The 18,616-nt window shown below is 71.4% G+C and carries 18 protein-coding genes and 2 pseudogenes; 13 read left to right on the top strand and 7 right to left on the bottom strand.

Going from position 1 to position 18,616, the window contains the following annotated elements:
* Positions 1-160 precede the first annotated feature (160 nt).
* From OG226_RS04665 to OG226_RS04650, 4 genes are all read left to right on the top strand, one after another.
* Positions 161-973, top strand: coding sequence for an SAM-dependent methyltransferase (locus OG226_RS04665; protein WP_328675312.1), 813 nt, complete (start codon positions 161-163; stop codon positions 971-973).
* A gap of 141 nt (positions 974-1,114) precedes the next feature.
* Entirely contained in the window at positions 1,115-2,014 is a 900-nt protein-coding gene (locus tag OG226_RS04660; protein ID WP_443044571.1) for a SigB/SigF/SigG family RNA polymerase sigma factor, read from the top strand.
* A gap of 141 nt (positions 2,015-2,155) precedes the next feature.
* Positions 2,156-2,734, top strand: coding sequence for a hypothetical protein (locus OG226_RS04655; protein WP_329348008.1), 579 nt, complete (start codon positions 2,156-2,158; stop codon positions 2,732-2,734).
* Between the two features lie 176 nt (positions 2,735-2,910).
* Complete coding sequence (locus OG226_RS04650) at positions 2,911-3,582, top strand: TetR/AcrR family transcriptional regulator (RefSeq protein ID WP_328675310.1); 672 nt, start codon at positions 2,911-2,913, stop codon at positions 3,580-3,582.
* A 3-nt stretch (positions 3,583-3,585) separates the two neighbouring features.
* Here OG226_RS04650 and OG226_RS04645 read toward each other — a convergent pair whose 3' ends face one another.
* Positions 3,586-4,371 (bottom strand): LmeA family phospholipid-binding protein, encoded by a 786-nt coding sequence (locus OG226_RS04645; RefSeq protein WP_329348007.1) that lies wholly within the window; start codon positions 4,369-4,371, stop codon positions 3,586-3,588.
* Between the two features lie 29 nt (positions 4,372-4,400).
* A complete protein-coding gene (locus tag OG226_RS04640; RefSeq protein ID WP_329348006.1) occupies positions 4,401-5,009 on the bottom strand; it encodes a TetR/AcrR family transcriptional regulator in 609 nt (202 codons plus the stop codon).
* A gap of 107 nt (positions 5,010-5,116) precedes the next feature.
* Between OG226_RS04640 and OG226_RS04635 the strand changes: the two genes are divergently transcribed.
* From OG226_RS04635 to OG226_RS04615, 5 genes are read left to right on the top strand one after another with little or no spacing between them, the layout of a single operon-like run.
* Positions 5,117-6,727, top strand: coding sequence for an MFS transporter (locus OG226_RS04635; protein WP_329348005.1), 1,611 nt, complete (start codon positions 5,117-5,119; stop codon positions 6,725-6,727).
* A gap of 59 nt (positions 6,728-6,786) precedes the next feature.
* On the top strand, positions 6,787-7,170 hold the full coding sequence (locus tag OG226_RS04630) for a hypothetical protein (protein ID WP_329348004.1): 384 nt from the start codon (positions 6,787-6,789) through the stop codon (positions 7,168-7,170).
* 16 nt (positions 7,171-7,186) lie between these two features.
* Positions 7,187-8,056 carry an alpha/beta fold hydrolase gene (locus OG226_RS04625; RefSeq protein WP_443066983.1) on the top strand — a complete coding sequence of 290 codons (870 nt, stop codon included), beginning with the start codon at positions 7,187-7,189 and terminating at the stop codon, positions 8,054-8,056.
* A complete protein-coding gene (locus OG226_RS04620) occupies positions 8,053-9,075 on the top strand; it encodes a VOC family protein (protein WP_329348003.1) in 1,023 nt (340 codons plus the stop codon). The genes OG226_RS04625 and OG226_RS04620 overlap by 4 nt, the downstream gene beginning before the upstream one ends.
* Positions 9,076-9,106: 31 nt before the next feature.
* Positions 9,107-10,177 carry a lysylphosphatidylglycerol synthase transmembrane domain-containing protein gene (locus tag OG226_RS04615; protein WP_328675304.1) on the top strand — a complete coding sequence of 357 codons (1,071 nt, stop codon included), beginning with the start codon at positions 9,107-9,109 and terminating at the stop codon, positions 10,175-10,177.
* Positions 10,178-10,220: 43 nt separating this feature from the next.
* On the opposite strand, the gene OG226_RS04610 is transcribed toward OG226_RS04615, so the two are convergent.
* Positions 10,221-11,006: an SDR family NAD(P)-dependent oxidoreductase gene (locus OG226_RS04610; protein ID WP_329348002.1), complete on the bottom strand. Its 786-nt coding sequence runs from the start codon at positions 11,004-11,006 to the stop codon at positions 10,221-10,223.
* Between the two features lie 87 nt (positions 11,007-11,093).
* Here OG226_RS04610 and OG226_RS04605 point away from each other — a divergent pair, with 87 nt between their 5' ends.
* On the top strand, positions 11,094-11,945 hold the full coding sequence (locus OG226_RS04605; protein WP_329348001.1) for a helix-turn-helix transcriptional regulator: 852 nt from the start codon (positions 11,094-11,096) through the stop codon (positions 11,943-11,945).
* A 6-nt stretch (positions 11,946-11,951) separates the two neighbouring features.
* Here the strand turns inward: OG226_RS04605 and dmpG are convergent, their stop codons facing one another.
* The 3 genes from dmpG to mhpD are packed head-to-tail and all read right to left on the bottom strand — an operon-like array spanning position 11,952 to position 14,739.
* Positions 11,952-12,968 (bottom strand): 4-hydroxy-2-oxovalerate aldolase, encoded by a 1,017-nt coding sequence (gene dmpG / locus OG226_RS04600; RefSeq protein ID WP_329348000.1) that lies wholly within the window; start codon positions 12,966-12,968, stop codon positions 11,952-11,954.
* Positions 12,965-13,900 carry an acetaldehyde dehydrogenase (acetylating) gene (locus OG226_RS04595; RefSeq protein ID WP_329347999.1) on the bottom strand — a complete coding sequence of 312 codons (936 nt, stop codon included), beginning with the start codon at positions 13,898-13,900 and terminating at the stop codon, positions 12,965-12,967. The genes dmpG and OG226_RS04595 overlap by 4 nt, the downstream gene beginning before the upstream one ends.
* Entirely contained in the window at positions 13,897-14,739 is an 843-nt protein-coding gene (mhpD, locus tag OG226_RS04590; RefSeq protein WP_329347998.1) for a 2-keto-4-pentenoate hydratase, read from the bottom strand. The genes OG226_RS04595 and mhpD overlap by 4 nt, the downstream gene beginning before the upstream one ends.
* 138 nt (positions 14,740-14,877) lie before the next feature.
* Between mhpD and OG226_RS04585 the strand changes: the two genes are divergently transcribed.
* Together OG226_RS04585 and OG226_RS04580 are read left to right on the top strand one after the other, a co-directional pair.
* The gene (locus tag OG226_RS04585; RefSeq protein ID WP_328686224.1) at positions 14,878-15,627 is read left to right on the top strand and encodes an IclR family transcriptional regulator; all 750 of its coding nucleotides are present in this window, start codon (positions 14,878-14,880) and stop codon (positions 15,625-15,627) included.
* 107 nt (positions 15,628-15,734) lie between these two features.
* Positions 15,735-17,243 (top strand): hypothetical protein, encoded by a 1,509-nt coding sequence (locus tag OG226_RS04580; RefSeq protein ID WP_329353322.1) that lies wholly within the window; start codon positions 15,735-15,737, stop codon positions 17,241-17,243.
* A 70-nt stretch (positions 17,244-17,313) separates the two neighbouring features.
* On the opposite strand, the pseudogene OG226_RS04575 reads toward OG226_RS04580, so the two are convergent.
* Positions 17,314-17,832 (bottom strand): annotated as a pseudogene (locus tag OG226_RS04575) (Lrp/AsnC family transcriptional regulator); the annotation flags it as partial.
* Here OG226_RS04575 and OG226_RS04570 point away from each other — a divergent pair.
* A pseudogene (locus OG226_RS04570) lies at positions 17,831-18,452 on the top strand (M20/M25/M40 family metallo-hydrolase); the annotation flags it as partial. The pseudogenes OG226_RS04575 and OG226_RS04570 overlap by 2 nt on opposite strands.
* Positions 18,453-18,616: the final 164 nt, after the last annotated feature.

Below are 18,616 nucleotides of genomic sequence, written 5' to 3'. Positions count from 1 at the left end.
AGGGATAGCGTCACCGTGGTGACTGCGCGGTTGGTTCCGCAGGGTCGTGCCTCTCCGGGTGGGGACCGGCCGCGTGACGTGGGGGGCAAGCGGTCTGCCGTGTGTTCCTCGGCAACTATATGATGACGCGTCAAGGAACCTGGGGCGAAAGGGAGTTGTGGTGCCGGACAGCGCAGGTCTGCCACCGGGGATCGATCCTCGCAAGGCGAGTGTCGCCCGAATGTACGACGCGATGCTGGGCGGTGAACACAATTTCGCCATAGACCGCGAGGCATTGGCGGCCTTCACGGCGATAGACCCCCAGGTGCGCACCCTGGCCCGCGCCAACCGCGACTTCCTCGGCCGGGCCGTGCGCTTCCTTGTCGCCTCCGGCGTACGGCAGTTCATCGACCTCGGCTCGGGCATCCCCACCCAGGGCAACGTCCACGAGGTCGCGCAGGCCGCCAGCCCCGGAGCCCGCGTGATCTACGTGGACAACGACCCGGTGGCCGTCGCCCACAGCGCCTCCCTCCTCGCCGACAACCCGGACGCGGACATCGTCGACGGCGACATCCGCAGACCGGCCGACGTCCTGTCCTCCCCGCAGCTACGGAAGTTGATCGACTTCGACCAGCCCGTCGCCGTCCTGATGATCACGATCCTGCACTTCGTCACACCCGCGGAGGACCCGGCCGGCCTCGTCGCCGCCTTCCGCGACGAACTGCCCGACGGCAGCTGGCTGGCGATGAGCCACGCCACCAACGAGGACCGCCCGGACACGGCCGCCGCCGTGGGCAAGTTGTACAGCTCCAGGGCCACTTCACCCGTCACCGCCCGTTCCCACGACGAGATCCTCAGCCTCTTCGACGGCTTCGACCTCGTCGCGCCCGGCCTGACCTACGTGCCCCTGTGGCGCCCGGACCCGGCGGACGAGATCCCCGAAAACCCGTCGGAGTACTGGGTCTACGCGGGCGTCGGCGCCAAGAGCGCGTAGACCGCGGGTACTTCGGTGGGCACTGCGGTACGGAAAACGAGGTGCCCGCCCCGGATTTGGCCGGATGAGGGGGAGTGAGGCGCGAAAACCGGGGCAGGGGCCTCTTGTCGGCAGTTCCATAGGACGAATGGGGTGGGCGTTATGGCAGCCGTGACGGCAGCGCAGGCACCGGCCACGGCAGGGCGGCGGACGACGGCCCGAGAGGCGCTCCCGATGACCGGGGACACTCTTCCGCTGATCGCGGAGCCGTCGAAGGTGAGCCCGAAGGACGCGCGTGAACTGTCGCGCCAGTTCTTCCACCGGCTGACCTCGCTGGAGGAGGGCACCCACGAGTTCCAGTACGTGCGCAACACCCTGATCGAGATGAACCTCTCCCTCGTGCGCTACGCGGCCGCGCGCTTCCGCAGCCGCAGCAACAACGAGATGGAGGACATCGTCCAGGTCGGCACCATCGGACTCATCAAGGCGATCGACCGGTTCGAGCTCTCGCGGCAGGTGGAGTTCACGTCGTTCGCCGTCCCCTACATCGTCGGCGAGATCAAGCGCTTCTTCCGCGACACCAGTTGGGCCGTCCACGTGCCGCGCCGACTGCAGGAGGCCCGCGTCGAGCTGGCCAAGGCGACCGAGGAACTGCGGTCCCGCCTCGGCCGTACGCCGACCACGCGTGAGCTGTCCGAGCTGATGTGCCTCACCGAGGAAGAGGTCATCGAGGCCCGCAAGGCGTCCAACGGCTACACCTCCTCCTCGCTCGACGCCGCGCTCAGCTCCGACGCGGGCGCCGAGGGCGAGACCGTACTGGCCGACGTCATCGGCTCGGACGACCCGAGCCTCGAACTGGTCGACGACCTCAGCTCCTTGGCCCCCCTCATCGCCCAACTCGGCGACCGTGAGCGGAAGATCATCCACATGCGTTATGTCGAGGAGCGCACCCAGGCCGAGATCGGCGAGGAACTCGGCGTCTCCCAGATGCACGTGTCCCGGCTCATCAGCCGGATGCTCCGCCGCCTGCGTGCGGGGCTGCTCGACCCCGCGGTCGCCTGACGGGCGATCCGGCCCAACAATCCGGGCTGTTGGGTGCTTTCACCCTCCCCGGATGTCCGTTCTGCGGCACTCTCGTACTGTGGCCGGGTCGGCACCTCAGGTGTCTGCCCGACCGTCGCGGGGTTGCCGGAAGGGGGAGTTGTGGCGTGGCGGAGTGAGGAGTTCGGGGAGTCCCACGAGGGCATCGTGGGGGCGGTCCTCGCCGACGGCAGTGAGCCGAAGTCCGTGTATCTGGATGCGGGCAGCGGCAGTTGTGGGTTCGAGACGCGTGAGTGGTGGGCCTACAACGGCTGGATGGGCCGGCCCAAGGCGGCCGGCTGGCGGACCTCCTGCGCCTGCGGGTGGCGCGGGGACAGCCACCCCATCGACTGGGATCAGGTGGCGGACCACGACCTCGACGACCTGGACACCTCCGACGCGTACGACGAGTGGTGGGAACACATCCACGCCGTCGAACGCCGGACGGTCCCGTTGCCGGAGGAACTCTCCGATCTGATGGACCAGTTGGAGGGACGGCTCGACGCGCTCTCGGACACGGCACCGGTCGCCGCGCTGAAGGCGGTGGCCATCCTGGAGCGCCTGGCCGCCCGCGTCGGCAAGGAGGCGGCGTACGGGGCGCAGGCCGACGACGTGCCGGGCGAGGCACTCGGCAAGGCACTGGGGCTCAGCGTGGACAACGCCCAGTCCCGGCTCGACCGCTACCTTCGCGCCTCCTACTGACGGATGGACGGACGGCGGGCGGAGGCCGGCTCCTCGTTTCGCGTGTCAGGTCGGGGGCGGAGGACAGGTCGGTGGCCGCACAGGGCGCCGCGACGCCGTCGGGCCGAGGGCGCGTGCCAGACTGGACGTACCGCTCGCCCCCGCTCCGTAGCTCCCGTACTTCACCGAGGTTGTCCGTGACCAAGCCCCCGGCCCGTGTCCCCCAGCGAAGCAACGCGCGCTCCAACCGGGAGCGCATCCTGGCCACGGCCCGCCGGGAACTCGGCCTGAACCCGGACATCACCCTGGAGGAACTCGCCCGAGCCTCCGGTGTCGTACGACGCACCCTGTTCGGGCACTTCCCCGGCCGGGAGGCGCTGCTGGAGGCGCTGGCCGAGGAGGCGTCGGAGGCCCTGCGGGCGGCGCTGCCGGCCGATCCGGCGCCGACCGGTGCGGGGGTGGAGTCGGCCGAGCGGTCGTACGCGCGCTTCGTGCTGTCGATGTGGACCGTGGGCGACCGCTATCGGCTCCTGCTGGTGCTGGCCCGGCGCGACCTGGGCGTGGAGCGCGTCACCGAGATCCTGTCGCCGGCCCGCAGCGCGGCCACCACCATCCTGGACCGCGGCCAGCGTGACGGCGTCTTCCACACCCAACTGCCGGCCGCCGTGCTGAGCGCCGGACTCGAAGCCATGTCGATCGCCCTGCTCGAAGAGGTCAACTCCGGGGAGCTGGAGGACGACGGGACCCATGCGGCGGTCGCCTCGCTCATCGCGGCCGGTGTGCCGGAGAAGCAGGCGCGGGTCGTGGTGGACGAGGTCGCGCCGGGCGACGACACCGCATCGGCGGGCGAGGCCGTCGCGGACGACTGAGCTTCAGGCGTTCCCGTACGACGAGTCGCCCTCCACCGAACCGCCCCGCGAGCCGTCGTCGGACCGGAAGGTGACCGACTCGCCCGACAGCCGGGCGACCAGCCCGCTCTCCGTCGCGGTGACGGACCGCAGGTGCAGGCCCTGAGGGATGTCGCGAAGCCGGATCGGCCGCTCGAAGACCTTGCCGAGTGCGAGTCGCCCCCTCTCGGGGAGCAGGCCGCCCGTGACCTGGAAGTCCTTGAAGGCGATGCGGTTGCCGGACAGTACCGAGACGGTTGCCGCCACGGTGACGTCGTCGCCGGTGGGGAGCTGGACGCTCGCGCGGACCTGCTCGGGACGGGTGCCCCGGGAGATCTCCAGCCCCAGGGCATCGGACACGTCCGGGTAGGACAACAGGGCGGTCGCGTCGGCGGAGCGGGCCAGCGCCTCGGTGTCGTCGTCGGACTTCCTCAACTCCCTGAGCCGGAGGGAGAGTTCGCTGACCGGCAGTGGGCCGGTGGTATCGCTCGCCGGTATGTCGCGCGCGGTGATGTCCACGTGCCGCAGGGTGCCGGCGGCCAACTGCGTCAGCACGGGGAAGCCCCGCACATGGACCTCCGGCGTCGCGGGCGTGTGCATGCCCGCCTGGAACGCCGTGGCCGTACGGGACTCCACCCGTGCGGTCGCCAAGCGGTCGACGCCGACGGGCACGAGGATCAGCGCGAGCAGCGCGCCGACGGCGATGGTGACCGGTCGCCGGTTCCTCCGGGGCGGGCGGTGTGCGTCCCAGGACTGATAGGGCTCGTACATGGGTCTCCTTCGACGGGAATCGACGGGAATCAACGGGACGGTCGCAGGCGGCGGACCGTGGTAGCCGCGAGGTCGGGTCCGACGCCCATGGCGATCAGGACCGCCGCGGCCGCGGCCGTGCCGTCGTCGGTCCAGAGGCCGGAGTTGACGCTGTCCAGCAGTGCCAGCACATGGGCCTCCAGAGCTCTGCCGAGCGGGCCCGGCGGGAGGGCGGTGTGGAAGACGCCCTGCCGCTGACCGTGGGCGAGGGTTCCGGCGACCGCGTCACGGGTCGGGCCGAGGAGCGCGCCGACCCGGTCGGGGCCGAGGTCGCGGTGGGCGAGGGCGACGAGCGTGCGGTAGCGGTCGCCGACCGACCAGAGGGTGAGGACGAGGTGCGCCAGGGAGGTCACGGGATTCGGTGTCGGATCCCGGGCGACGGCACTCGCACGCCGCACTGCTTCCCCGGCGTCCGCCGCGAGGCCCTCGACGAGCGCGGCCCGCCCGGCGAAGTGCGCGTAGATGGTGCGTCGCGTCACGCCGGCCGCCTCCGCGACGGCACCGAGGCCGCGGTCGGGGTCGCGGCCCAGTTCGCGCCGGGCCGCGTCCAGGATGCGGGCGCGGGTGGCGCGCGCCTTGGCGCTGCTGTGGGCGGTCACGTCGACACCTCCTGGCGGGGCTGATCCGTCTCGGCATAGTTGCACATCGGTGAGCAATAAAATAGTCTGCACATCAGTGAGCAATTAATGCCGTCTAGGAGCCCCCGATGCCGCTCTTCGCCACCACACCCGTCGACAAGATGACCGGGCCGTACGCACGGCGCCGGTCCGCCCTGATCGTGCTCTGTCTGAGCCTGCTGATCGTGGTCATGGCGAACACCTCGCTGATCGTGGCCGCCCCCGACATGACCACGGACCTGGGCCTGAGCAGCAGCGATCTGCAGTGGGTCATCGACGGCTACACCGTCCCGTACGCGGCGCTGATGCTCGTGCTGGGCGCGATCGGCGACAAGTACAGCCGTCGCGGCGCGCTCCTCACCGGTCTGGTGATCTTCGCCGCCGGATCGGTGATGGGCAGCCTGGTCCACGAGACCGGACTGGTCATCGCGGCCCGCGCGGTCATGGGCGTGGGCGCGGCGGTGGTCATGCCGGCCACGCTGTCCCTGCTGGTCGCGATCTTCCCGAAGCGCGAGCGGGCGCGGGCCATCACGGCCTGGACCGCGACCTCGGGCCTGGCCATCGCCGTCGGTCCGCTGGTCGCGGGCTGGCTGCTGGAGGACCACGCCTGGGGCTCCACGTTCCTGATCAACGTGCCCATCGCCCTCGTCGCGGTCGTGGGCGCGCTCGTCCTCGTACCGCCGTCCAAGGCGGACGCGATGGGCCGCATCGACTACGTGGGCGGTCTGCTCTCGATCGTCTCGGTCGGCACCCTGGTCTACGCGATCATCGAGGGCCCGCACTTCGGCTGGGGCGCGGGTCCGGTCACCGCGGCCGTCGTCGCCGCCGTCGGCCTACCCGCCTTCGTGGCCTGGGAGTTGCGTCACCCGCACCCCATGCTGGACGTCCGCAAGTTCGCGCAGCGATCCTTCAGCGGCTCGATGACGGCGGTCCTGTTCTTCTTCTTCGGCACCTACGGCGCGATCTACTACGCCACCCAGTTCCTCCAGTTCGTCCTCGGCTACAGCGCGCTGGAGACCGGCGTACGACTGCTGCCGCTGGCCGGTGCCGTCTCCCTCGGCGCCGTGGTCACCGGACGCCTCACCCCCAAGCTGGGCATGAAGCCCATGGTGGTGACCGGCATGGCGATCGGCACCGCGGGCGTCTTCCTGCTCACGCTCGTCGACAAGTCGTCCGGCTACGGCGACTTCCTCCCGATGATGATGCTGCTGGGCTTCGCGATCGGGCTCAGCGTCTCCCCGGCCACGGACACGATCATGGGCGCCTTCCCGGAGAACGAGCTCGGCGTCGGCGGCGGCGCCAACGACACCGCGCTGGAACTGGGCGGCTCCCTCGGTATCGCCGTCCTCGGCTCGCTGCTGGGCACCACCTACAAGGACAAGCTGACCGACCTGGTCGGCGGCCACCTCCCCGCCGCCGCGCTGGACACCGCCAAGGACTCGGTCGGCGGCGGCCTGGCGGTCGCCCAGCAGATCGCGAAGACGCCCTCCGCCGGACCGCAGCAGGCACAGGCCCTGGTCGACGCCGTGCACGAGGCCTTCGCCCACGGTGTCGCGCAGACCAGCCTCGTCGGCGGGATCATCATGTCCGCCGGCACGCTGATCGTCCTCGCGGTACTGCCGGGCCGCCGTGCCACCGACGAGCCCGAATCGAAGGCGACGGAGACCAGTCGCGAGCAGGAGCACGCCGAGTCCGTCTGAACACCTCGACACGCACCGCCCGTTGACAGACCCGCCCGAGGACGAGGAAGCGAGAGAACATGCCCGCCCCGCACCGCATCGACGTCCACCAGCACCTCCTCCCGCCCGCCTACCGGAAGTTGATGGACCGTCATGAGATGACGGCCGGCGGCTGGCCCACGCCGGCCTGGGACGCCCAGAGCGCGCTCGCGATGATGGACCGCCGGTCCAAAGCCACCGGCATCCCCTCGGTCAGTTCACCGGGCACGCACTTCGGCGACGACACGGAGTCCCGAGCGATCACCCGAACCGTCAACGAATTCAGCGCGGAACTGGCCGAGGACCACCCCGACCGCTTCGGCCTCTTCGCCGGCGTCCCGTTGCCGGACGTGGACGGCGCGCTCCCGCCGCCCCCGGCCGGATTCACGCCGGCGCCGTGCACGACCGCCTCGACCACGCAGTGAGGAATCCAGCATGACCATGCGTATCGCACCGCCTCCGCCGATGCGGGAGTCACTGCTCGACATCGCCGGCAAGAAGATCTTCGTGGCGGAGACGGGGGAGGGGCCGTCCGTACTGCTGCTCCACGGTGGCGGACCCGGTGCCTCCGGGGTCTCCAACTACTCCCGCAACATCGCGGAGTTGGCCAAGGAGTACCGGGTCGTCGTGCCCGACCTGCCCGGCTACGGTCGCAGCACCAAGGGCATCGACGGTGCCGACCCCTTCGGGTACCTGGCCGACGGCATCCGTGGGCTGATGGATCAACTCGGTCTGGACAAGGCTCACTTGGTCGGCAACTCCTACGGCGGTGCCTGCGCGCTGCGGCTGGCGCTGGACACACCCGAGCGGGTCGACCGCATGGTGCTGATGGGGCCCGGCGGTATCGGCACCACCCGGGCCCTGCCCACCCCCGGGCTCAACAGCCTGCTCGACTACTACTCCGGGGACGGGCCTTCGCGGCTGAAGCTGGAGAAGTTCGTCCGCACCTACCTCGTCTTCAACGCGGCCGAGGTGCCGGACGCCCTCATCGACGCGCGCTACGCGGCCAGCGTCGACCCCGAGGTGGTGGCCGCACCGCCGTTGCGGCGGCCGTCCGGGTGCGCCGCCCTGCGCACGCTCTGGAAGATGGACTTCACCCGCGATCGGCGGCTGTCCCGACTGCCGGTGCCGACGCTGGTGCTGTGGGGTGCGGCGGACAAGGTCAACAGGCCGTCCGGCGGCGCCCTGTTGGCCGACAGGATGCCCAACTGCGACCTCTACCAGGTGGCCAACACAGGGCACTGGGTGCAGTGGGAGCGTGCCGAGTTGTTCAACCAGGTGTGCGCCGACTTCCTGGCGGGGCGGCGATGAGGACATCCGGCGCACCCGACACCGCCTCCGTCTTCGGCTCGGTCCACCTCGGCTACCTCGTCATCGAGACCGAGCGCCTCGCCGACTGGCGCCGCTTCGGTACCGACGCCATCGGGATGCACCATGACGCCCTCGACACCGGGCTGATGCGGTTCCGTCTCGACGAGCAGGAGTGCCGGTTCCTGGTGCGGCGCGGGCCGGCCGAGGACGTCGTAGCGACGGGGTGGCATGTCGACGACCATGCCGCCTTCGAGCGGATCGAGGCCCGGGTGCGTGCTCATGGCGTTCCGGTCGTCGCGGGCACCGCCGAGGAGGCGGCGTTGCGCGGAGTCGAGCGGCTCGTGCGGTTTCCCGGGCCCAAGGGCATCGCGCAGGAGATCTACACCACTCCCGTGCGGTCCGCTGAGCCGTTGCGCATGCTGGCGTCCGGGTTCGTCACCGGCGACGCCGGGATGGGGCATGTCGCGATCACGTCCGCCAGGCCTACCCAGGTGCGGGGGTACTTCCACACCGTCTTCGACGCGCGGCTGACCGACTACATCGACGAGACCATCAGCGGCGTCAAGATCAAGATCCGGTTCCTGCGGGTCAACGAGCGGCACCATTCCGTCGCGATCGCCGGTGTGCGCGGGCTGCCCGTCGACCCGGTCCGCACCCGGGTCCAGCACCTCAACATCCAGGCGGCCGGGCTCGACGACCTCGCGCGGAGTTATCGGCGCGTGTGCGAACTCGGCTTCGACATGGCGCTGTCCGTCGGGCAGCACACCAACGACAGGGAGCTGTCGTACTACGCCCGAACCCCCTCGGGCTTCGAGTGGGAGGTCGGCTGGAATCCCGTCGTCGTCGACGAGGCGACCTGGGAGCCCGGCACCCACCAGGGCATCAGCATCTGGGGGCACACGCCCGTCGGTCGGACCATCATGGATAAACTGGAACAGTTCCGCCTCGGCGCCCGCTCCCTCGTCCGCTCGGAGGACGCCGTCCCCGCATTGAGCGGTGCCGGCATCGCCGACGGCTGAAGCTCACTTCACGAAATCGACGGTCCTGCCTGTGCACGCTCCGGACACCACCGCCACCGAACCGGCCGACACGGCCCCGCATCGCACCCGACGCTGGCTGCGGCCGGTGGTGATCACGGTCCTGCTCGCGCTGTTCACCACCGAACTCGTCCTGGGCTGGCCGTCGTTGGCCTCCGCGCTGTCACAGCTGCGCGCACCCCGGCTGAACTGGTTCGCCGTCGCGCTCGTGGCCGAGGTGGCCGCCATGGGCTGCTACGCGCGCATGCAACGCAGGCTGCTGCGCTCGGCCGGGGTGATCGTGCCGATCCAACGGCACGTCGCCCTCGCCTACGCGGCCCACTCGCTGAGCGTCACCCTGCCCGGCGGGCCGGCCTTCTCCACCCACTTCAACTACCAGCAGATGCGGCGCTTCGGAGCCACGCCCGCGGTCGCCTCCTGGTGCATCGCGCTGTCCGGCCTGCTCTCCGCGGCGGCCCTGGCCGTCGTCACGGCGATCTCCGCGATCGCCTCCGACGGGAGCCTGCAGTGGCACAGCCTCGTCACTCTCGGCCTGGCCGTGCTGCTGCTCACCGTCGGCATCCGGCGCATCACCCGCCACCCCGAGAAGGTCGAACCGGCCACCCGTGCCGCGCTGGCCAAGGTCAACCGGCTGCGGCACGTTCCCGAGACCCAGGGTCTCGACCGCGTCCGCGGGTTCGTCGAGCAGCTCCGCACCGCCCGGCTCGAACCCCGGCACGCGGTCGCCGCCGCCGTCTTCGCCGTACTCAACTGGCTGCTCGACGCGGGCTGCCTGTGGCTGTGCTTCCACGCCATCAGCGACACGCAGATCAGCAGCGCCCAACTGCTGCTCGCCTTCTGCGCGGGCATGGCCGCCGGGACCCTCACGATCATCCCGGGCGGCCTCGGGCTCATCGACAGCGCGCTGATCCTCGGGCTGGTCACGGGCGGGGTCGCGACCAGTACCGCGATCGCCACGGTCGTGCTCTACCGGATCATCAGCTTCGGGTTCATCATCGGCGTCGGCTGGATAACGTGGCTGATCATCCGCCGCCACAACCGCCGGGAACCTACTGGTGAACCCGCTGCCGAACCGGCTGCCTGAACCCCGGCCGTCCAGCGGACCGCCCAGCCGCTCGATCCGACGGTCAGGCCCGTGCGCCGCCGTCGACCCGCAGGACCGTGCCGGTCACGAAGGAGGCGCGGTCGCTGAGCAGCCAGGCCGCCGCCTGGGCGATCTCGTCGGGGTCGGCCGCGCGGCGCAGCGGGGTGTGCGCCGTGAGGCGGTCCTGGAGACCGGGGGAGTCCGCTTCCCAGGTACGGATCATCTCGGTGAGGGTGTTGCCGGGGGCGATGGCGTTGACGCGGATGCCCTCCGGACCGTAGGTGACGGCGGCCGACTCGGTGAGGCTGTTGACCGCCCGCTTCATCGCGCCGTAGGCGGGCAGTTCGGGGTTGCCCATCAGGCTGCCGACGGAGGAGTTGTTGACGATGGCGCCGGTTCCCGCGGTGGCCCGGATCGCGGCGACCTGGGCGACCATGGCGAGCCAGACGCCCTTGAGGTTGACGTCGTAGACGTGGTCGAAGTCGCTCTCCGGCAACTCGTCCATCGGGCCCGGGCGTTGGATCGTGGCGCCGTTGTTGAAGGCCACGTCGAGCCGGCCGTACAGGTCCACGGTCCGGTCGACGGCCGCGCGCACGCTGCTCGCGTCGGCCAGGTCGCACACCACGTAGTCCGCGGCGCCGCCTGACTCCCGGATATCTTCGGTGACCGTCTTCAGCTGGGCCTCCGTGCGGGCCGCGAGCAGTACCTGGGCGCCCTCTCGGGCGAACAGCCGTGCCGCCGCCGCGCCGATGCCGCGTCCCGCGCCGGTGACGAAGGCGACCTTGCCGGACAGCAGGCCGAGGGAGGGGGAAGTGGGTGTGTTGGTCATGGCAGCGAGCCTGCGCCGGTCCGCGGGGCCGATCCAGGCACCGGCAGTACCTGGCTGGACCCGCCGACGCGCGTACACACTGGGGGAGTGGACCGACGAGAACTGGCCGACTTCCTGCGCAGCAGGCGTGAGCGGATCACCCCCGCCGAGGTGGGGCTGCCCACGGGACCGCGCCGCCGCACCCCGGGACTGCGCCGAGAGGAGGCGGCCCAGCTGGCGTTCATCTCGACCGAGTACTACACACGGCTGGAGCAGGCGCGCGGTCCGCATCCGTCGCGCGAGGTGCTCGCCGGACTCGCCCGCGCCCTGCGCCTGACGGACGCCGAGCGCGACCACCTCCACCACCTCGCGGGCGTACCGCCGGGCCCGCCGCCCGGTCCCTCGCGCGAGGTCCGGCAGAGCATCCTCGACCTGCTGCACCGGCTGCCGCAGGCCGCCGCGATCGTGGTCTCGGCGACGCACGAGGTGATCGCCTGGAACGACCTGGCCGCCGCCCTCATGGAGGACTTCTCCGCCGTGCCGCGCCGCGACCGCAACCTCCTGCGCCGGGTCTTCCTCGGCCCGCACCCGGAGGGGCGACGGCTGTACGGGGTCTCGGACGCGGACGAGTTCGCGCGCCGCGCGGCCCAGGACCTGCGCGCCGCCGCCGCCCGCTATCCCGACGACCCCGAGCTGACCGAGCTGGTGGACGAACTCCTCGCCGGGAGCGAGGAGTTCACCGAGCTGTGGGACTCCCACGACGTGGCCGCCGCGCCCACCTTCCGTAAGACCTTCCAGCACCCGTCGGTCGGCCCGGTCACCGTCAACTGCGACGTCCTCGACATCTCCGACCGGGACCAGCGGGTCGTGATCTACACGGCCACTCCCGGTTCACCGTCCGAGGGAGCCCTGCGGCTGCTGTCGGTCATCGGCACCCAGCGCATGGACACGACCCCCTGACCCGGGTCAGCCCTCCGCACGCGCGACGAGGTCCAGCGCGATGTCGGTGATCATGTCCTCCTGGCCGCCGACCATCGCCCGCCGCCCGGCCTCGACCAGGATGCTCCGCGTGTCGAGGCCGTAGCGCGCGGCGGCTGTCTCGGCGTGGCGCAGGAAGCTGGAGTACACGCCCGCGTAGCCGAGGCTGAGGGTCTCGCGGTCCACCCGTACCTCGCGGTCCTGCAGCGGTCGTACGAGATCGTCGGCCGCGTCCATGAGGGGGAACAGGTCGCAGCCGTGCTTCCAGCCCATCAGGTCGGCGACCGCGACGAACGCCTCCAGCGGACAGTTGCCCGCACCGGCGCCCTGGCCCGCGAGGGAGGCGTCGACGCGGATCGCGCCGCCCTCCACCGCGACGACCGTGTTGGCCACGCCGAGCGCGAGGTTGTGGTGCGCGTGGATCCCCAACTCGGTCTCCGGGGAGAGGACTTCGCGGTACGCGCGGAAGCGGTCCCGGACCCCGTCCATCGTCAACCGGCCCCCGGAGTCGGTGACGTACACGCAGTGCGCGCCGTAGGACTCCATCAGCTCGGCCTGGCGGGCGAGTTCGGCGGGCTCGGCCAGGTGGGACATCATCAGGAACCCGGCCACGTCCATGCCCAACTCCCGCGCGGCGGCGATGTGCTGGGCGGAGATGTCGGCCTCGGCGCAGTGCGTGGCGACCCGCACCGAGCGGATGCCCAGGGCGTGGGCCTGCTTGAGGTCGTGGACGGTTCCGATGCCGGGCAGCAACAGGGTGGTGGGGACGGACTGTTGTACGGCGCCGGTGACGGCCTCGATCCACTCCCAGTCGGTGTGCGCGCCGACGCCGTAGTTGATGCTGGAGCCCGACAGCCCGTCGCCGTGCGCGATCTCGATCGCCGCCACCCCGGCCGCGTCCAGGGCGCCGGCGATCGCGCGGGCCTGGTCGACGGTGTAGCGGTGCCGTACGGCGTGCATGCCGTCCCGCAGTGTGACGTCCTGGACGTAGAGGGACGGGGTCACGTGGCCGCCTCCTTGCGGGCGCGGCCGGCCATGCGTTCCGCGGTGCGCAGCGCGGCCGAGGTCATGATGTCGAGGTTCCCGGCGTAGGCGGGGAGGTAGTGGGCGGCGCCCTCGACCTCCAAGAACACCGACACCTTCAGCAGTTCGCCCGCGCCCGGCGCGAGGGTGCGCAGCGGGTCGTCGGCGCCCACCTTGTCGTACTGCGCCTTCTGCTTGAGGCGGTAGCCGGGCACGTACGCCTGGACGCGGCCGACCATCTCCTCGACGGACGCGGTGACCGCCTCGGTGGCGCAGTCGGAGACCAGGCAGTGCACGGTGTCCCGCATGATCAGCGGGGGTTCGGCCGGGTTGAGGACGATGATCGCCTTGCCGCGTGCGGCGCCGCCGACCACCTCGACGGCCTGGGAGGTGGTCTCGGTGAACTCGTCGATGTTCGCGCGGGTGCCGGGTCCGGCCGAGCGGGAGGCGATGGACGCGACGATCTCGCCGTAGTGGACCGGCGAGACCGCGCCCACGGCGGCGACGATCGGAATCGTGGCCTGGCCGCCGCACGTGACCATGTTGACGTTCGGGGCGTCGAGGTGGGCGTCGCCGTTGACCGGCGGGACGACGTACGGGCCGAGGGCGGCCGGGGTGAGGTCGACGAGGGTGCGGCCCAGGGGCCGTAGGACCTCCTCGTGGTGGCGGTGGGTACCGGCCGAGGTCGCGTCGAAGACGATGTCGACGTCGGCGAACTCGTCCAGGGCGACCAGTCCTTCGACGCCCTCGTGGGTCGTGGCGACCTTGAGGCGGCGGGCGCGGGCCAGGCCGTCGGAGTGCGGATCGATGCCGGCCAGCGCGGCGATCTCCAGGGTCTCCGAGAGGCGTAGGACCTTGATCAGGAGGTCGGTGCCTATGTTGCCGGAGCCGATGACGGCGACTTTCGTGGTCACTGCCGGCCCCCTTCCTTGGCTTCCTCGGCGAAGCGGACCCGTACCGAGCCCAGGTCCGAGATGTGGGCCTCGAAGGCGTCGCCCGGCGCGGCCGGGGTCATCGGACCCAGGGCGCCGGTCAGCACGAGGTCGCCCGCACGCAGCGGGTCGCCCCGCTCGGCGAGGGCCGAGGCGAGCCAGACGGCGGCGGTGAGGGGGCTGCCGAGGCAGTCGGCGCCGGTGCCCTCGGAGACGGTCCCGCCGCCCCGGGTCATGGTCATCGTGACCGTGCGCAGGTCGACGGCGGTCAGCGGTACGGGCGTGGCGCCCAGGACGTACAGACCGCAGGAGGCGTTGTCGGCGACGGTGTCGACCAGGGAGATGTCCCAGTTCCGCACCCGGCTGTCGACGATCTCCAGCGCGGGCAGCGCGAAGTCCACCGCGCGCAGCACGTCGACGATCGTGCACTCGCGCTCCGGCAGGTCACGGCCGAGGACCAGCGCGACCTCCGCCTCCACCTTCGGCCGGAGCAGCCGGCCCAGCGGCACCTCGCCGCCGTCGGGCACCGCCATGTCCGCGAACAGCGCACCGAAGTCCGGCTGGTCCACGCCGAGTTGGCGCTGTACGGCGGGGGAGGTCAGGCCGATCTTGCGGCCGACGACGCGGCGGCCGGCGTCCACACCGCGTCGGACGTTCAGCCGCTGCACGGCGTAGGCGGTCGCCAGGTCGCCGCCGTCGAGCAGCTCACGCACGGGCGGGCAGGCGAGCCCGGTGCGGGTGGCCTCCGCCAGCAGGTCGGCGGCCTTGACCACGGCCGGGGACACGGCGTCCGGACGGGCGCCGTCGGGCACGGTGGGCACGGGTTACCTCCGGGGGAGCGGTACGGATCCGGGATGGTGTGGGTCCGGGGAGTGGTGCGGGTGCAGCTCCCGGTATAGACAGCATCCCCACCAGGCGACAAAGTTTGTTCCGTGACCCGGAACAACGCGAGCGGCAGCATGCTGGAGAAAGCCGCGCTCATCCTCGACTGCTTCAGTCCGAGCGGCGGTCCGTACCGCCTGTCGGAACTTTCCGAGCACACCGGACTGCCCAAGCCCACCGTCCACCGGCTGGCCGCCGACCTCGTCCGGCTGGGCTGGCTGGAGCGCTCGGGCCCCCGCTATCTGCTCGGCGCGAAGCTCTTCGAGCTGGGCTCGCTCGTGCCGCACCGGCGCGATCTGCGCGAGACGGCCCTGCCCTTCCTCCAGGACCTCTTCGAGGCCACCCGCGAGACCATCCACCTCGGCGTACGCGAGGGCATGGAGGTGGTCTACCTCGAACGGATCCACGGCCACGAGGCCCTGCGGCTCCCCTCCCGCATCGGCGGCAGCCTGCCACTGACCTGCACGGCCGTCGGCAAGGCCCTACTCGCCTTCTCCGGCGCCGAGTTGACGGAGGAGGTACTGTCCCGTCCGCTGCCGAGTCTCACCCCGTACTCGATCACCGACCCGGCCCGGCTGCGCATGACCCTGGAGAAGATCCAGGTCTCCGGCCTCTCCTACGAGGAGCAGGAGGCCGCGTCGGGGGTGAGCTGCATCGCGGCCCCGGTGTTCGCCGGCGACACCGCGGTCGCGGCCCTCTCGGTCGCCGTACCGCGCACCCGCTTCCGGCCCGCCCAACTCGCCCCGGCGGTACGGACGGCAGCGCTGGGCCTGTCCCGCGTGCTGCGCGGCGGAGAGGCCACGAGGACCCCACTGTCCTGGCGGTGAACCCGACCGTACACTGACAAGTCACGGTAACGGGGGCGTTGTTGAACGGGGGGAGAATCATGTCCGGGGATCAGTACGGGTCTGTCCAGGGGTTCGCCGTGCCACCGATGCCGTCGTCCCCACCCCCCGCCCCGCCGGATCGACTCAGATCCGTGGCGGTCGGCCTCCTCAACCTCAGCGGTCTCGGGCTCGGTTACGCGCTGATGCGCCGCTGGCCGCTCATGGCCGTGTGCTTGGTCGCGACCATCGTGCTGCTCCTGGTGGCCCTGCCCGCCGACCCGGACGGCGTCTCGGGCGCCGTCGTCACCCTGTACGTCGTGTTCCTCGTACTCGCCGCCGTCCACGGCGCGTACGTCGGCCTGCGCACCCGCCTCGCCTGGCCCTCGCCCACACCGATCGCGGTCGTCCTCGGCCTGGTCCTGCTCGCCGTACCGGCCGGGGGAGTCGTCCTCTACGACAACGCCCGCGACGAGGCGACCCAGCAGATGCTCCTCGACCGGCTGGAGAAGGCCGACCAACTCGTCGCGGACTCGGGGAGGTTGCCGTTCTCGGTGGCCGAACCCCGCTACCGGCAGGCGCTGGTCGCCTACGACGATCTCAGCACCGCCCACTCCGGTTCACGGGCGGCCAAGCGTGTGCCCGACCGGCTGAAGACGTTCTACACGACGGTCTCCGGCGCCTACGCGCAGAAGAACTACTGTGACGCGATACCCCAGTTGAAGTATCTGCGGACCGTCCCCGGCACCATCGGCAAGAAGGAACTGGGCACGCTCACCACCTGGCCCGACGACCGGCTGGCCACCTCTCTGTACGAGTGCGGCTCCACCGGTCTTGCCGCCCAGCGCGCGGACTGGTCGACGAACTTCGGCGATCTGCTGGCCACGTTCCCGCAGTCGTCGCAGGCGGGTCAGGTCGAGCCAGCCGTCAAGTCGGCTGTCAGCAAGGCGGTGAAGGGTGTGACGGGTGGTCAACCGTGCACGGCCGTCAGTGGGTTGGAGAGTCTCTCCACCCAGATCGGGAGTCTTCAGGGCGGTGGGGCGGATGTGTCCGACGCGCTGAGCGCGGATGCCCGACAGGCGAGCAGCCACGCCGACTCCGGTGCCTATCAGTGCGGTGTCTTCCAGTACAAGGACGGCGACTTCGACTCGGCGCTCTCCACGATGAACGACTTCGTGAAGAAGAACACGCACGACAAGAACCGGGCCCGGGCCAAGAAGATCGCGATCGCCGCCGAGGTGGCGCGGACGGTCCCGGCCGCGGGCAAGAAGCTCCCGACGACCGCGTCCGGCGGCAGCATCTCCGTCACCGTCAAGAACGACAGCCCGGACGACATCACCGTCCTGTACACCGGGCCGGTGACCGGCAGCTTCACGCTCAAGGGCTGCGGGAGCTGCACGTCGTACTCCCTGACCACCACCCTGCTGAGGGGGTTCAAGCCGTGCAGCTCCGGCAAGAACTACCCGCAGAAGACGATCAGTCTGCCCACCGGCACGACGTACTTCGTGCACCGTCCCGACAGTTCGACCGCGACGCCGGCCTCGGACACGGCGAAGCTCAGGTCGGGCTACATCTACACGGAGTGCGCCTACAGCACGGGGGCCTTCGGCACCGGATGACCCTACGGGGCTTGTGAGTCGAGGGTGGCGGGCGCCCCGGTACCCCGGTGCCGGGGCGCCCGCCGCCTGCTCACAGCAGGGTGGGTGCGTGGAACGTGCCGAGGCCGGTGGTCAGGTCGCGGTCCAGCCAGTAGCGGCGCGGTTCGGCGAGCATCACGGCGACGCTGACGCCGAGGAGACCGGGGATCCTCGCCGGCTCGTTGTCGACGAGGAGCGCGAGGGCGGCGCGGTCGGTGACCAGACCGGTGGCGAGCACGGACATGTCGCCGGCGACGTGCGCGGCGAGCCGGGTCCGGGGCAACTGGTCGGTGCGGCGCATCACTTCGGGGGTCGCGCCCGGCGCCACCCGCAGCCGGAGAATGAACGCGGTCTGGAAGCCGAGCCACTCGGACACGATCTCCAGCCGCGGTCTGACCCGGCCCTCGTCCAGGACCCGGCGGACCACGCGGTGCGCGGTGGAGGTGGCCAGGTCGGCGGTGCGGGCGATGCTCGCGGCGGACGCGCCCCCGTCCCGGAGCAGCTGGGCCACGACCCCGCGCTCGGCCTCGCTCAGCGGCTTCGCCGGGGGAGTCGCGGTCGCCGTGCCGGTGAAGACCGCCCGCAAGGGCACCGGGATCTTCCACGTCACCGCCACCGGTGTCGCGTCACATGCGGGGCTCGCGCCGCAAGACGGGGCGAGCGCGATCACCGCGCTGTCCGAGTTCGTGGTCGCCGCCGCGAAGGTCGCCGCGCCCGACCAGGGCACGACGATCAACACCGGGCTGATCAAGGGCGGTTCGGCCATCAACGTCGTCGCCGGACAGGCCACCGCCGGGGTCGACATCCGGGTCGGCAGCGCAGCCGAACAGGCCCGGGTGGACGAGGAGTTGGACGCCATCGAGGTCAGCGACCCGCGCGTCCGCATCGAGATCGACCATGCCTGGAACCGGCCCCCCCATGACCCTCGACGCGGCCTCCGCACCCCTGCTCGACCTGGCCCGCACGGTCGCCCGCGAGCAGGGGCGTGACGCCCTGCGCGACACGGCCGTCGGCGGTGCGAGTGACGCCAACTTCGTCGCCGCGCTCGGTCTTCCGGTGCTGTGCGGCATGGGGGCGGTCGGCGACGGGGCGCAGGCCCAGGGCGAGTTCATCTACCCGGACACCGTGCCCGCGCAGACCGCCCTGGTCGCCGGGCTGTTGGCGCGGCTGGCGGAGCCGTTGCGGGGCTGACCGGGACCGGCCGGATACACCGACGTGGTGCCTGCCCGGGCCGCACCGGTCGCGGGGTCGCCCGGACGACTCGCGGAACCGCTGCGGGGCCGAACCGCCGGGGTCGGTCGGTGCCGGCCAACCGCGACCGGCCGGAACACCCGGGGGTGTCAAGGGTGGGGCGC

This window comes from Streptomyces sp. NBC_01261 (genome assembly GCF_036226385.1).
GTDB lineage: Bacteria > Actinomycetota > Actinomycetes > Streptomycetales > Streptomycetaceae > Streptomyces.
This window is presented reverse-complemented; position numbering and strand designations above follow the sequence as displayed.